Annotated in this window: 12 protein-coding genes and 1 pseudogene; 12 read left to right on the forward strand and 1 reads right to left on the reverse strand. The window is 64.3% G+C overall.

Features of this window, described 5'->3' with window-relative positions; all coding sequences use genetic code 11:
• Nucleotides 1-70: 70 nt before the first annotated feature.
• The gene (locus tag AC4BCN_RS12350; protein ID WP_490493412.1) at nt 71-1,477 is read left to right on the forward strand and encodes an MFS transporter; all 1,407 of its coding nucleotides are present in this window, start codon (nt 71-73) and stop codon (nt 1,475-1,477) included.
• 4 nt (nt 1,478-1,481) lie between these two features.
• Here the strand turns inward: AC4BCN_RS12350 and AC4BCN_RS12355 are convergent, their stop codons facing one another.
• Nucleotides 1,482-3,116, reverse strand: coding sequence for an acyl-CoA synthetase (locus AC4BCN_RS12355; protein ID WP_490493413.1), 1,635 nt, complete (start codon nt 3,114-3,116; stop codon nt 1,482-1,484).
• A gap of 114 nt (nt 3,117-3,230) precedes the next feature.
• On the opposite strand from AC4BCN_RS12355, the gene AC4BCN_RS12360 reads away from it, so the two are divergent.
• The 11 genes and pseudogenes from AC4BCN_RS12360 to AC4BCN_RS12410 all read left to right on the forward strand — a co-directional run bounded on the left by AC4BCN_RS12360 (nt 3,231) and on the right by AC4BCN_RS12410 (nt 13,431).
• On the forward strand, nt 3,231-3,932 hold the full coding sequence (locus AC4BCN_RS12360; protein WP_490493414.1) for a Crp/Fnr family transcriptional regulator: 702 nt from the start codon (nt 3,231-3,233) through the stop codon (nt 3,930-3,932).
• A 62-nt stretch (nt 3,933-3,994) separates the two neighbouring features.
• Nucleotides 3,995-4,588 (forward strand): helix-turn-helix domain-containing protein, encoded by a 594-nt coding sequence (locus AC4BCN_RS12365; RefSeq protein WP_139092492.1) that lies wholly within the window; start codon nt 3,995-3,997, stop codon nt 4,586-4,588.
• Nucleotides 4,589-4,624: 36 nt separating this feature from the next.
• A complete protein-coding gene (locus AC4BCN_RS12370) occupies nt 4,625-5,011 on the forward strand; it encodes a DUF2946 domain-containing protein (RefSeq protein WP_490493415.1) in 387 nt (128 codons plus the stop codon).
• Between the two features lie 62 nt (nt 5,012-5,073).
• Complete coding sequence (locus AC4BCN_RS12375) at nt 5,074-5,670, forward strand: SCO family protein (protein WP_490493416.1); 597 nt, start codon at nt 5,074-5,076, stop codon at nt 5,668-5,670.
• A gap of 19 nt (nt 5,671-5,689) precedes the next feature.
• Nucleotides 5,690-6,148: pseudogene (locus AC4BCN_RS12380) on the forward strand (copper chaperone PCu(A)C); the annotation flags it as partial.
• A 133-nt stretch (nt 6,149-6,281) separates the two neighbouring features.
• Complete coding sequence (locus AC4BCN_RS12385; RefSeq protein WP_490493417.1) at nt 6,282-6,956, forward strand: TetR/AcrR family transcriptional regulator; 675 nt, start codon at nt 6,282-6,284, stop codon at nt 6,954-6,956.
• Nucleotides 6,953-8,161, forward strand: coding sequence for a multidrug effflux MFS transporter (locus tag AC4BCN_RS12390; RefSeq protein WP_490493418.1), 1,209 nt, complete (start codon nt 6,953-6,955; stop codon nt 8,159-8,161). The genes AC4BCN_RS12385 and AC4BCN_RS12390 overlap by 4 nt, the downstream gene beginning before the upstream one ends.
• Nucleotides 8,162-8,282: 121 nt before the next feature.
• Entirely contained in the window at nt 8,283-9,629 is a 1,347-nt protein-coding gene (locus tag AC4BCN_RS12395) for a DUF3422 family protein (RefSeq protein WP_490493419.1), read from the forward strand.
• 73 nt (nt 9,630-9,702) lie between these two features.
• A complete protein-coding gene (locus AC4BCN_RS12400) occupies nt 9,703-11,223 on the forward strand; it encodes a hypothetical protein (protein WP_490493420.1) in 1,521 nt (506 codons plus the stop codon).
• Between the two features lie 61 nt (nt 11,224-11,284).
• The gene (locus AC4BCN_RS12405; RefSeq protein ID WP_152252364.1) at nt 11,285-11,677 is read left to right on the forward strand and encodes a BlaI/MecI/CopY family transcriptional regulator; all 393 of its coding nucleotides are present in this window, start codon (nt 11,285-11,287) and stop codon (nt 11,675-11,677) included.
• Entirely contained in the window at nt 11,674-13,431 is a 1,758-nt protein-coding gene (locus AC4BCN_RS12410; protein ID WP_490493421.1) for a M56 family metallopeptidase, read from the forward strand. The genes AC4BCN_RS12405 and AC4BCN_RS12410 overlap by 4 nt, the downstream gene beginning before the upstream one ends.
• Nucleotides 13,432-13,500: the final 69 nt, after the last annotated feature.

The following is a 13,500-nucleotide window of genomic DNA, read 5'->3' on the forward strand; positions in this document are numbered from 1 at the left end:
TGCCCGGCAGAGTCCGTCCATCCATGCTAGTGTATTGCCCGGATCAGCAAGATGAACAGGTAGTGTATTTATGCAGAAGCAGCACACGCAAGCCGTCATGGTAGGCGAGGACGGCTTGCCGCCCGGCGCCCGTTTATGGGCCATGCTGGCGCTGGCCATCGGCGTGGGCATGGCCTCGCTCGATACGGCGATTGCCAACACGGCCTTGCCGGCCATCGCCAGCGAGCTGCACACGACGCCGGCCGCCTCCGTCTGGATCGTGAATGTCTATCAACTGGCCATGGTGGCGACCTTGCTGCCGTTCTCCGCACTCGGTGAAATCGCCGGCTACCGGCGCGTGTTTATCTCCGGCATGTTCCTGTTTACCTTGGCCTCGCTCGCCTGCGCACTGGCCTGGTCCTTGCCGTCGCTGGTGGTGGCGCGGCTGTTCCAGGGTGTCGGCGCCAGCGCCATGATGAGCGTCAACACGGCGCTGCTGCGCGCCCTGTACCCGAAACATTTGCTGGGCCGCGCGTTTGGCAACAATGCGCTGGTGGTGGCCGTCGCGTTCGCCATCGGGCCCACGGCCGCGTCGCTGATCCTGGCGACGGCCTCGTGGCCGTGGCTGTTCGCCATCAATGTGCCGCTGGGCGTGGCCGGTTTTTTCCTCGCCAGCCGCATGCTGCCGGCCACCAAGTTGTCTGGCCACATCCTCGATGCGCGCACGGCGCTGTACAACGTGGGCGCCTTCGGTTTGCTGATCCTGTTGTTTGGCGATGCGGCCCATCACGCGGCCCTGTCGACCTTGCTGCCGGAACTGGTGGCCGTGGCGGTCTTCTTTGTCTTGCTGCTGCGCCGCCAGGCGGGGCACGCGGCGCCCATGCTGCCGATCGACCTGTTCCGCCGTCCATTATTCCTGCTGTCGTCGCTGACGGCCATCTGCACGTTTGCCGCGCAGGGGCTGGCGTTTGTGTCTCTGCCATTCTATTTTGAAGTGACCCTGGGCCGTTCACCCGTCGAGACGGGCTTCCTGATGACGCCATGGGCCGTGCTGGTGGCCGTGATGGCGCCTGTGGCCGGGCGCCTGAGCGACCGGTATTCGCCGAGCGTGCTGGGCGGCATCGGCCTGGCGGCGCTGGCCGGCGGCTTGCTGACACTCGTGTGGATACCGGCCCACCCCAGCGTCTTCGACATCGGCTGGCGCATGGCCTTGTGCGGCATCGGCTTCGGCTTTTTCCAGGCGCCCAATCTGAAAGCCATCATGGGCAGCGCGCCGCCCGAGCGGGCTGGCGGCGCCAGCGGCGTGGTGGCCACGTCGCGCCTGATCGGGCAAGCCACGGGCGCGGCGCTGGTCGCATACTGCTTCACCGTTTCGGCCAGCCGGGGCACGACGTATGCGCTGTGCCTGGCGGCAGGGTTCGCCGCCGTGGCCAGTATCGCCAGCTTCTCGCGCCTGATGGTGGCGCAGCCGGCGTGGCTGAGCGGCAAGGGCAGTTAAGCGCCTAGACGTCGATGGCCTTGTCCGACTGCATGCGCTTGCGCAGTTCGAACTTCTGGATCTTGCCCGTCGACGTGCGGGGCAGGGGACCGAAATAAATGGCTTTCGGCACCTTGAAACCGGCCAGGTTGTTCTTGCAAAAGGCGATCAATTCCGCTTCCGTCACGGTGCCGCCTTCGCGCAGTTCGACGAAGGCGCACGGCGTCTCGCCCCACTTCTCGTCTGGCTGGGCGATGACGGCGGCGGCCAGCACTTGCGGGTGGTGGTAGAGCGCGTCTTCCACTTCCACGCTGGAAATGTTCTCGCCACCGGAAATGATGATGTCCTTGCTGCGGTCCTTCAGCTTGATATAGCCGTCCGGATACATGACGCCGAGGTCGCCCGTGTGGAACCAGCCGCCGGCGAACGCTTCCAGCGTCGCCTTTTCATTTTTCAGATAGCCCTTCATGCAGATATTGCCGCGGAACATGATCTCGCCGATCTGTTCGCCATCGGCTGCCACAGGCTCCATCGTTTCCGGATCGAGCACGGCGACGGCGCTTTGCAGGTGGTAGCGCACGCCCTGGCGCGATTTCAATACGGCCCGCTCTTCCTGCTCAAGCGCCGCCCACTCGTCCTGCTCGGCGCAGATGGCGGCCGGGCCATACACTTCCGTCAAGCCATACGAGTGGATCAAGTCAAAGTCCATGGCTTCGATCTTTGCCACCATGGCCGCCGGCGGCGGCGCACCGGCCACCATGCCGCGCACGGTCCAGGCTATGCCGTCGCGCCAGTTGGCGGGCGCGTTGGCCAGGGCCGCGTGCACGATGGGCGCGGCGCAATAGTGGGTGATGCGCAATTCGCGCATCAGGTCGAACACGAGCTTCGGTTCGAACTTGCGCAGGCACACGTTCACGCCGGCGCGCGCGGCCACGGTCCACGGGAAGCACCAGCCATTGCAGTGGAACATCGGCAAGGTCCACAGATACACGGCGTGCTTGGGCATGTCCCATTCCAGGATGTTCGACAGGGCATTGAGGGCCGCGCCGCGGTGGTGGTAGACGACGCCTTTCGGATCGCCCGTGGTGCCGGACGTGTAGTTCAAAGCGATGGCGTCCCACTCGTCCGCCGGCGGCTGCCAGTCGTAATCGGGGTCGCCGCTGGCCAGCAAGCTTTCATAGTCGAGGTCGGAAAATGCTTCCACCTCCGGTCCCAGCACGTCATTGACCTGGATCACGCGCAAGCCGGGAATCTGCGCCGCCATCTGGCGCGCCAGTTCCGCAAATTCCGTGTCGGCCAGCAAGACTTTCGCCTGGCCATGGCGCAGCATAAAGGTCAATGAGGCCAGGTCGAGGCGGATATTCAAGGCATTGAGGACGGCGCCAGCCATGGGGACGCCAAAGCTCGCTTCCACCATGGCGGGCGTGTTCGGCAACATCACGGCCACCGTATCGCCCGTGCCCACGCCAAGTTTGATGAGGCCGGACGCAAGGCGGCGCGTGCGCGCATACGTCTCGCGCCACGTCTGGCGCACGGCGCCATGTGCAATTGCCAGGCGATTGCCATATACTGCGGCTGCCCTGGCGATATAGTCGAGCGGGGTGAGGGCGGCGTAGTTGGCGCTGTTTTTGCCGAGGCCGGTGTTGAAATCAGCTGTCATGCTTGTCTCCTGGTAAAAGAATCTTGTAGCTCCCTGTTTCGGGATTGATACCGGTTAGCATAGCACCGGTGCTGGAAAATCACTGTCATCTTAGTGACAGGTCTGAAGGATGGAATGGATAGCAACGATAGTGTAGACCTTGCTGTGCCCGAACTCGACAGCCACGACTGGTTCGCGGCCCTCGATCCCCGGCATCAGACCCTGCTGCGTGCCGGCAGCGTGCTCCGGCATTACGAGGCGGGCGCCGTCATCACGCGGCGCGGCGAACCGTCCGCGCACTGGATCGGCGTGCACACGGGCTTGATCAAGCTGGCCGTCTACAACGCCGATGGGCGCGGCGCCACCTTTTCCGGCGTACCGGCCGGCGGCTGGTGCGGCGAGGGCAGCGTGCTCAAGCGCGAACTGCGCCGCTACGACGTGGTGGCCGTGCGCGCTGCGGACATCATCCTCGTGCCGGTGGACCTGTTCCATCTGCTGCTGGCCGAGAGCCTCTCCTTTAACGCCTTCGTCATCCGCCAGCTGAACGAACGCATGGGGCAATTCATCGCCACCATCCAGAACCAGCGCCTGCTGGCCGTCGACGCGCAAGTGGCGCAAGCCATCGCGCAGCTGTTCCACCCCATGCTATATCCGCGCACCTCCAGCGTGCTTGAGCTGTCACAGGAAGAAATCGGCTTGCTGACCGGCATTTCCCGCCAGCGTGTGAACCAGGCGCTGGGTCATCTGGCCGAATTGAAACTGATCAGCATTGCCTACCAGTCGATCCGCGTCGTCGACCTCGACGGCTTGCGCCGTTATGGCGTAGCGTCGCTGTGATGACAGACCGGACGCGCGATGTGTGGCATGCTGGCGGCTCGTTCACCATATTGACCTGACGCATGGCCCTCGTTTCCGATCATCCCTTGCACTTGCTGGGCTTGCGCTTTCCGCTCAGGCTGCGCGTTACCGTGCGCCAGGGCTTTGTGACTTTGCACAATGAAATCACGACCAAGAAGCTGGCCAGCGGCGACAGTTTCGTCGTGCCCGCCTTCTTGCGCTTCGCCTGCGACGTGATGCCGGGGCGGGGCAAGCCGGCCGTGTTCACCCTGGCGCTGGAAGACGATGAGCCTGATGGCGGCCACGGCGGCGGCAAGCGCTGGAGCCAGGCGCTGGCACAGCACATCTTTGATACGCCGCAAGGCAAATGGACGGCGGCGCGCTTGGCCACCCTGTGGCAAGTGACGCCGCACAAGGCCAGGGCGCGCCTGTTTGCCGAGGGCGAGGCATTGCTCAGCCTGGTGCGCGAGCAGCGCCTCGCGCACGCGCTGCACACGGCGGCGCAAGCGGGCGCCGATGGCGAAGACGGCGAGCGCGACCTGGCGCAAGTGGCGGCAGGCTCCGGTTTTGCTTCGATCCCCGCGTTTTGCGACGCCTGCGTGGATGTGGCCGGCGTGCGCCCCAGCCTGTTCCTGCGCGGCCAGGCGCCCGGATAGCCAGACTCCGTTATAATCGGGGCCATGGGATCTTTATTGAAGCGCAAACAGTGGCACATGTGGTTCGTCTGCCTGGCGATACTGCTCAATGCGCTGTCGCCATCCCTGTCCTATGCGTTTGCTTCGCAGCACGCGAACGTGAACAATGCCGCCGTCGACATCTGCTCGGCCAGCGGCGCCGTCTACACGCAGGCCGATCTGGCGCCTGCCGCCACATCCACCACCGGTTCCGTGCTGCACCACATCGAGCATTGCCCGTTCTGCATCAGCCATGCGGGCAGCGTGGGTCTGCCGCCGCCGTCTTCAGCGCCGCTGCCCGTCATCACGGGCCACGACGACTATCCACCCTTGTTTTACCAGGCGCCGCGAGTCCCGTTCGCGTGGCTGGCCGCCAGCCCGCGCGGTCCCCCTTCGGCTGCCTGAACGCCCAGTCACGCCTTCCCCGTCTTAACTGTATCCACTACGCCCATCGGGCCGGAATTATCATGAAACGTCGTCTTTTCCTTCTCGCCGGCACGGCGGGATTGCTCACGCTTGCCGCTTGCGAACCAGCGCCGAAACCCCATTACAACGGCCTCGACTTGACGGGAGGCGATTACAAGCCCGACTTCAAATTGAGCGGCCCCGACGGCAAGGTCTACACCCTGGCCGACTTCAAGGGCAAGTATGTGATGGTCTTCTTTGGCTTCACGCAATGTCCGGACGTGTGCCCGACAGCCCTGTCGCGCGCGCTGGAAATCCGCCAGAAGCTGGGGTCGGATGCCGACAAGCTGCAAGTGATCTTCATCAGCATCGACCCCGAGCGCGATACACCCGAGTTGCTGGGCGAATACATGCGTGCCTTCGACCCCAGCTTCCTCGGCTTGCGCACGGACCCGAAGAACACGGCGCAGACGGCCTTCAACTACAAGGTCTTCTACCGCCGCGTGCCCAGCGGCAGTTCATACACGATGGACCATACGGCCATTAGCTATGTGCTCGACACCGAGGGCCGCATGCGCCTGGGCTTGAAACACCAGTTGACGGGGGATGAGTGCGTGCAGGACATCAAGACCCTGATGAAATCGAAATACACCTTATAACCATTGCGAGGAAATAATCATGACCCATCTGAAAACCCTGCTGGCCACGGCCCTGGCCGTGCTGTCCTTCTCTGCCGCTGCCCAGACGTCCGTGCAGATCACCGACCCGTGGGTGCGCGCCACCGTGCCGCAGCAAAAAGCCACGGGCGCCTTCATGCAGATTACGGCGCCAAAAGCCATGCGCCTGCTGGAAGTGCGCTCGTCCGTGGCGGGCGTGGCGGAAATCCATGAAATGAGCATGGCGGACAATATGATGCGCATGCGCCAGGTCAAGGAAATCGCCTTGCCAGCCGGTAAAGCCGTCGAGCTGAAGCCGGGCGGCTACCACGTCATGCTGCTGGACCTGAAAGGGCAGGTGAAGGCGGGCGACAAGATCCCGCTGACCCTCGTCGTCGAAGGCGAGGACAAGCGCCGCGAAACCATCGAATTCAATGCCGTGGCCCGTCCGCTGGGCGCGACTTCGGCTCCGATGCCGGCGATGAAGCACTGTTTGCCGCCATCCCCCCTTGAAGCCCGGTTCGCCGGGTTTTTTTGCGCCCGCCTGAAAGTTAAACGACTGTTTGATATAATTCCGTACAATATTAAACGACTGTTTAAATGATGGGGATGGCATGAGGCAAGACAAGGAAAACGAAAGAGAAAGCGAACCGGCGCGCACGCGCATCCTGCAGGCGGCGGTCCAGCTGTTTGCCGATGAGGGCTACAAGCTCGCGTCCGTGCGCAGGATCTGCGAGGCGGCCCACGTCAACGTGGCGATGGTTAATTATTACTTTCATGGCAAGGAAGAGCTGTATCTGGCCGCCTTCGACCATGCGCGCGACTTGGCGCGGGCCTCGGCCGCTGCCGCGCCCGATGCGGGCCCGCAGTGGCCGCTGGCGCCCGTGGAACAGTTGCGCCTGGCGATAGAAGCGATGGTATGCGACATGCTGCGCTCCGGGCGCGCTTCGCTGTTCAGCCGCCTGGTGGCGCGCGAACTGATCGAGCCGACGGCCGCCATCCACCTGCTGGCCGAACGCGACGTGCGCGCGCACCATGCGCTGTTTACTGGCTTGATCCGTGGCGTGGTGGGGGAGTCGCTGCCGGACGACGTGGTGCAGAAATGCGTGTTCAGCGTGATCGGCCAGGCCGTGTTCTATGCCCGTTCGCGCATCGTGCATGAGCTGGTGGCGCCCGAGATCACCTATGACGAGGCGGGCACCGCCAGCATCGCGCGGCATGTCGCCGCGTTTTCGCTGGCGGCCCTCGACGGCTTGCGCCGCCAACATTCTGCGCAGGCCGTCGCATGAAGACGAGAAACCTGACCCTCGTGCTGGCCGGGCTGGCCATGCTGGGCCCGTTCGCCACCGATACCTTCTTGCCATCGTTTCCCGCGATCGGCACGCATTTCGACGTCAGCAGCGTCCTGGTGCAGCAGACCCTGAGCGTCTACCTGGCCGCCTATGCCTTCATGACCTTGTTCTACGGCACCTTGTCCGACTCGTTTGGCCGCCGTCCCGTGATCCTCGCTTCCCTGCTGATCTTTGCCGTGGGCTCCATCGGCGCCGCGTTCGCGCCCAGCTTTGGCTGGCTGCTGTTCTTCCGCGGCATGCAGGGCGCCTCGGCGGGGGCGGGCAGGGTGATCGGCCAAGCCATCGTGCGCGACAGCCTGTCGGGCGCGGCCGCGCAAAAGATGCTGGCCAATATCATGATGGTGTTCGGCATCGCGCCCGCCATCGCCCCCATCATCGGCGGCTGGCTGCATGTGGCCTACGGCTGGCAATCGACGTTCGTGTTCACCTTTTCCGTCACCGTGCTGCTGTTGCTGGCCTGCCTGAAAGGCTTGCCGGAAAGCTTGGCCGTCGAACAGCGCCAGCCTTTTCATCCGGGCAACATCGCGCGCAATTACTGGCTGGCCTTGCGCCACCGGGCTTTCCTCTTGCGTTCGCTGGCCGTCGCCTTCGCCTTTGGCGGCTTCGCCCTGTACATCGCGTCGGCACCGCATTTTATTTTGGAACTGCTGCGCCTGCCGGAAACGGCGTTTGGATGGATGTTCATCCCCATGGTGGCGGGCCTGGTGGGCGGCTCGGCGCTGTCGGGCAAGCTGGCCCACGCGGTGAAAAGCACCGTGCTGGTGCGCTGGGGCTTGCTGGCCATGGCGGCCACGGGCGCGCTCAATATTGCTTACAACCACTGGTTCGCGGCCAGCATCCCTTTCGCCGTCGTGCCCGTGATGCTGTACGCGTTCGGCATGTCGCTGGCCTTGCCGGGCATGACCATGTCGACGCTCGACATATTCCCGCAGATGCGGGGCCTGGCCGCCTCCTTGCAAAACTTCGTGCAAATGCTGGTGTTTGCGCTGGTGTCCGGTTTTGTCGCACCATTGCTGTTCGACAGCGCATTCAAGCTGGCGCTGGGGCAAGCCTCCGCCGTGGCGCTGGCCGCGTTTTTCTGGTGGCTGGGCACGCGCCAGAACGCGGCGCACGGTGCGACTGGGGTTGCCAAAGCGGCATGATCGGGGTTTGAAAAGGTAGGCATGCTTCCTGCTTTGTTACACTGTGACAATCAGACCCCTGCTGCGGCAGCGCAGCACCCGCGTGGGTCTAAGCAGTTTTGCAACTTTACCTTTGGCTATCATGCACTTGATTAACTCCAGTTTGAACCACGCCTTGCGCGTGCCGCTGGCTGCGGAAATCCACTCGCGGCCGTTTTTGCAGCTCGACGCCCCCGAGCTGATCACCCATCTGGCCGTGTATAAAGATGACAGCGCGGCGCCCGGTGCGTCGAATATGGCGGCTCAGCACGCCACCCTGGCGGCCCTGTGCACGCATTTTGGCGTCACGCCGCCCAGCGCCGAAGCCAAGTACTTCTATTACGACTTTGGCCGCTTCCGCCTGAAATGGGAATGCCACACGGAATTTGCCACGTTTACCTTTGCCGAGCATCCTGGTGCCGTCTTGCCCCTGGAACAGGCGTTCGAGCGCATGCCCCTGGAGCAATTGCCGCAGCAGTGGCTGGTGGGCTTGAAGGGCAAGCTGATGGTGGCGGCCCACGTGGTGCTCGAGCAGGCGACCGAGCCTGCCGAGATCTTCATGCAGGGCTTGTCGCGCGTGTTCGAGGGCAATACCCTGGCCGGCAGCAAGGTGCTGCAGGGCGGCGAATTGTGGACGGATTTCACGATCCAGTCGGACGGTTTCAGCCGTTTCGTCATCCGCGATGCGGGCATGCGCTCGCAGCAGTCGGGCCGTTTGGTGCAGCGCGTGCTGGAAATCGAAACCTACCGCATGATGGCCTTGCTGGGCTTGCCCTACGCTATGCAGGCGGCGCCATCGCTGAACGCCATCGAAAATGAGCTGGCCACCCTGGCCGCCGCCATGGTCGACACGGACGACGCACCGGGCCTGGCCAAGACGGACGACGGTGTCTCCGAGCAAGGCTTGCTCGACCGCATCACGCGCCTGGCCGCCCGCATTGAAAAGCTGTCACTCGACAATAGCTACCGTTTTTCCGCCTCGAAAGCCTACATGGGCCTCGTCAAGGCGCGCATCGACGAGTTGCGCGAAGTGCGCATCGAAGGCATCCCGACGGTCGAGGAATTCATGGACCGCCGCCTGACACCGGCCATGAACACGTGCGAAGCGATGGCCAGCCGCCAGGAAGCGATGGCGCAGCGCATTGCCAACACGAATGACTTGCTGCGCACGCGCGTGGGCATCGTGCAGGAATTGCAGAACCGGCAAATCCTGCAATCGATGAACGCCCGCGCGGCGCAGCAGCTGCGCTTGCAGCAGGCCGTGGAAGGCCTGTCGGTTGCCGCCATTTCCTATTACGTGATCGGCCTGTTCAGCTATACGGGCAAGGCGGCCAAGGTGATGGGGCTGCCCGTGAATCCGGAAATCCTCGTCGGCGCCCTGGTGCCGTTCGTGGCGGCCGCCGTCTGGCTGGGCCTGCGCCGCATGCACCACAAGCTGCACGCGGACTGAACAGGACGACGCTGCGCTGTCATATTTGCTATCTTTCAACATTCGACCGTCAGGTGTTTTGAAAGGAAGTTGCGTGCTACCGAATGTTGGCGATGTTTACAGTGTGTTTTCGTCCGAGCTGCAGCAGTATGTGGCTTGCCAGGTCACCCGCATCAAGGATGCGTCCTCGTCCCGGCCTGTAGCTGCCGTGCTGGAGCTGGACTGGACCGGCGACGCCTTGCCCGATGCGGCGGCCGTGCAAGCCATGCGGCCGCTGCTGTGCGATTATTTCTTCTGGAATAATCGCCACGACCACTGCTATGCCACGGCAAACGTGCCGCCTGGCCATACCCTCGTGGGCAATATCGCGCCGCTGGTCGATGTGGAAGTCAACAGCTACCGCAGCGGCTGGAACGTGGGCGACAGCGTGCTGCGCCAGCGCAACTGGGAGCGCATCGACCCGTTGCGGCGCCAGCAATTCAAGGCCGCGTCGGACGAGCGTGAAGTGACGCTCGGCGGCCAGGTCTTGCGGCAGGACACGACGAAAATCGATGACAGCGTCTTGCAGGCGCTGGACGACATGTCCGAGCTGGAGCAACTGCCTTGCCTGATGTCGATCGAGACCAGCAATGGCACGCAAGCCTTGATGGAGTTTATCCAGGGCAATCCGTTCATCAATGAGCTGCACTGGCAATCATCGACGGTGCATGTGCTCGATTTCAGCGGCAGCGGCTTGAGCCGGCTGATCCTGCAGCCCGATGGCGTTACCAGCCTGGTCTTGAACGAAGGCTTGAGCCTGCTCGCGCTGCGCGGCGCGCCATCGCCGGCGCTACGCATCGACGATGGCGCCGATGGCCGCCATCTGACACTGCAGTGCACGCAGACGCTGGCGCCATTCCACGGCCTCGGCCAGCTGGGCGGCCTGTCGCTGGTGAGCATGAAGGAAGTCGACCTGGCGCAAGTGGCGCAGCGCTTTCCCCATCTGACGGCCTTGCGCATCTGGGGCAAGCCGGGGCTGGCGTCGCAGGTAGCCAGCCTGGCGCAGCTGAGCCAGCTGCAGATGTTCACCGCCTATGACCTGTTCGGTTACACAGCGGAGGAGTTTCCATCGGCCACGCAATTGCCGCAGCTGTCGGCCTTGTGGCTGACCAGCTTGCCGGCCGATGTGGCCAAGGCCATCAAGACCGGCTACAAGAGGGCTGCGGCGCTGGGACTGGACTTGTCGGTGACCAAGGCGCGCAAGCCGGAATGGCTGGCGGACAACCTGCTCAACCCGTTTCGCGACTGGGATGGCCGCGAACATATCTCTCCTGCGTATGCAAAAAAGGCGGCGCTGGCCTACAAGAACATGCTGGCCGTGACGCGCGGTATCGATGCCGCCATGGACGTGACGGTGGCCGCCACCGCGCTGGAGGCGATGGTCGCCGCCTATGTCGATGCATTCAACAAGATCGAGCGGCGGGCCAGCATCATCGAAACGGTTGAGCGCGAGGAAATCTACACGGTGCTGGCGGAACTGCTGGCGCAGCTGCGGCAGCAATTGGGCGGGCAGGGGGCGGCGCTCGTCGATGAGGCGGCCTTGCTGGAGCTGTTCGACCGCTTGCGCGAATTCTAGTTTTTCACGAACTAGAAAAAAAGTTCTAGACATTGAGTTCTAGAATCGGTATTCTGGCGGCATGTTAAAAAATACCTCCACTCCCCATCCCACGGCCGCCGAACTGGACCTGCTGCGCATCTTGTGGCAGCGCGGTCCGTCCGATGCCCGCGCCGTGTATGACGCGCTGGCCGCCGAGCGTGCCGACGCCAGTTACGCCACCGTGCTGCGCCAGTTGCAGTTGATGCATGGCAAGGGCTTGCTGAGCCGCGATGAAAGCCAGCGGCCGCAACTGTATGCGGCCGTCGAAGCGCAGGAAAAGTTACAGACCAGCTTGCTCAAGGACCTGATCGGCAAGGTGTTTTCCGGTTCCGGCAAGGCGCTCGTGCTGACGGCGCTGCGCGAGCACGTGAGCGACGCGGAACGCCTGGAAATCGAAAAAATCCTGCGCAGCAAGGACGGCAAGGCGCCATGAACCTGGACATGGGCTTGGGCATTGAGTTGGGCAAGCTTGTCCCTGCGCTGGGCTGGGTCTTGCTGTATTTTGTCTGGCAGGGCGTGATCGTCGGCGCAGTGTCCGCTGTCCTGCTCTGGCTGCTGCGCCACGCCAGCGCGCGCTGGCGCTATGCCGTCTGCGCGCTGGCGCTGCTGCTGTGCCTGTGTATTCCCACCGTCCATTTGCTCTCGCTCCTGTCCGGCACATCACTGGCCCAGCTGCCGGTGGACGCGCCGCCGGCCTGGCGCGCCGCGCTGCAAGCGTGGATGCCGGCCCTGGTGCTGGCCTGGAGCGCCGGCGTTGGCCTGATGAGCTTGCGCCTGTGCCTGGGCCTGGCGTGGGTCGGCAAGCTGCGCCGCCAGGCCGTAGCCGCCCCGGCCATCTGGCAGGCGCGCCTCGATGGGCTGGCGCAGCGCATGGGCCTGCACCGGCGGCCGCCGCTGAAGCTGCATGCGGGCTTGTCCAGCCCCGTCACCGTGGGCTTCTGGCGCCCCGTCATCCTGCTGCCGGCCGCCTTGCTGAGCGGCATGCCCGTCGCCTTGCTCGAAGCGCTGCTGGCGCATGAACTGGCCCACGTGCGGCGCTGGGATTACCTGGTCAACTTGCTGCAAAGCGTGGCCGAGGCGCTGCTGTTCTTTCACCCCGTCGTGTGGTGGCTGTCGGCGCGCATGCGGGCCGAGCGCGAACAGGTGGCCGACGCCCTGGCTGCGCAAGCACTGCAGGATCCGCAGCGGCTGGCCACGGCGCTGCATGCGCTGTCGTTGCACACGGCCGCGCCGCAGCAGCCCGGCCTGCTGATGTCGGCCCGGGGCGGGGCGTTGCTCACGCGTATAGAACGTTTGATGGCGCCCGGTCTGGATGCCGGCAGCTGGAAGCTGGCCGTGCCTGCCTTGCTGCTGGCCTGCGCCACCTTGCTGCTGCAGACGCAGGGCAAGCCTGCCGTCAGCGGGGCGATCTTGGCCGAAGCCGCCGCCGGCATGCTGGACTTGCCCGTCAGCGCCAAACACATGCTGGTGTTCGATGACGCCAGCGGCAAGGTATTGATGGCGAAAGACGCGGACGCCGTCGTGCCCATCGCCTCGATCACCAAGCTGATGACGGCCATGGTGGTGCTCGATGCGGGCCTCGACCCCGATGAACAGCTGCGCATCGTGCGCGCCGATGGCGAGGCGTCCTTGCAGCGCCACAGCCTGCTGGCCGATGGCGTGGCCGTGTCGCGCGGCGCGCTGTTGCAACTGGCGCTGCTGCCGTCCGAAAACCGCGCGGCCGCCGCGCTGGCGCGCACCTATCCGGGCGGCAGCGCGGCTTTTAATGACGCCTTGCAAGCGAAGATCCGCAGCCTGGGCTTGCGCCGTACCACCTTGCTGGACCCGGTCGGCAGTTCGCCCGCGAATACGTCCACGGCCAGCGAGGTGGCGAAGATCGTCGCGGCCGCCGCGCGCTATCCGGACATCGCGCGCATCACCAGCCACCCGCAAGCGAGCGTGGCCGTCAATGGCAAGACACGCACCTTGCACAACACCAACCCGCTTGTCGGTGGCAAGGGCTGGGACATTGTGCTGTCCAAGACGGGCAGCAGCCACGAGGCGGGCAGCTGCCTGAGCATGCGCATGCGCAGCGGCGGCAAGCACGTCACCGTCGTACTGCTGGACGCCGACGGCGCACAGCGCCGCTCGCTCGACGCCGGAAACATCCGCGACACCCTGGCCGACAGGACCGGCCGCATGTATTGATACCCCCCCCGGGCGCGCCAGTGCGGGCGCCCTTTTTTTACACTCTGGAGATGAAGATGACACTATTGG

The sequence above is a fragment of the Janthinobacterium sp. Bl 1 genome, from assembly GCF_058215535.1.

Bases quoted from the DNA above. Each gene is read 5' to 3' on its own strand.
- AC4BCN_RS12395 (WP_490493419.1), top strand. From the start codon at position 8,283: ATGCACTTGATTAACTCCAGTTTGAACCACGCCTTGCGCGTGCCGCTG.
- AC4BCN_RS12365 (WP_139092492.1), top strand. From the start codon at position 3,995: ATGGCCCTCGTTTCCGATCATCCCTTGCACTTGCTGGGCTTGCGCTTT.
- AC4BCN_RS12385 (WP_490493417.1), top strand. From the start codon at position 6,282: ATGAGGCAAGACAAGGAAAACGAAAGAGAAAGCGAACCGGCGCGCACG.
- AC4BCN_RS12405 (WP_152252364.1), top strand. From the start codon at position 11,285: ATGTTAAAAAATACCTCCACTCCCCATCCCACGGCCGCCGAACTGGAC.
- AC4BCN_RS12355 (WP_490493413.1), bottom strand. From the start codon at position 3,116: ATGACAGCTGATTTCAACACCGGCCTCGGCAAAAACAGCGCCAACTAC.
- AC4BCN_RS12390 (WP_490493418.1), top strand. From the start codon at position 6,953: ATGAAGACGAGAAACCTGACCCTCGTGCTGGCCGGGCTGGCCATGCTG.
- AC4BCN_RS12360 (WP_490493414.1), top strand. From the start codon at position 3,231: ATGGATAGCAACGATAGTGTAGACCTTGCTGTGCCCGAACTCGACAGC.
- AC4BCN_RS12375 (WP_490493416.1), top strand. From the start codon at position 5,074: ATGAAACGTCGTCTTTTCCTTCTCGCCGGCACGGCGGGATTGCTCACG.
- AC4BCN_RS12410 (WP_490493421.1), top strand. From the start codon at position 11,674: ATGAACCTGGACATGGGCTTGGGCATTGAGTTGGGCAAGCTTGTCCCT.
- AC4BCN_RS12350 (WP_490493412.1), top strand. From the start codon at position 71: ATGCAGAAGCAGCACACGCAAGCCGTCATGGTAGGCGAGGACGGCTTG.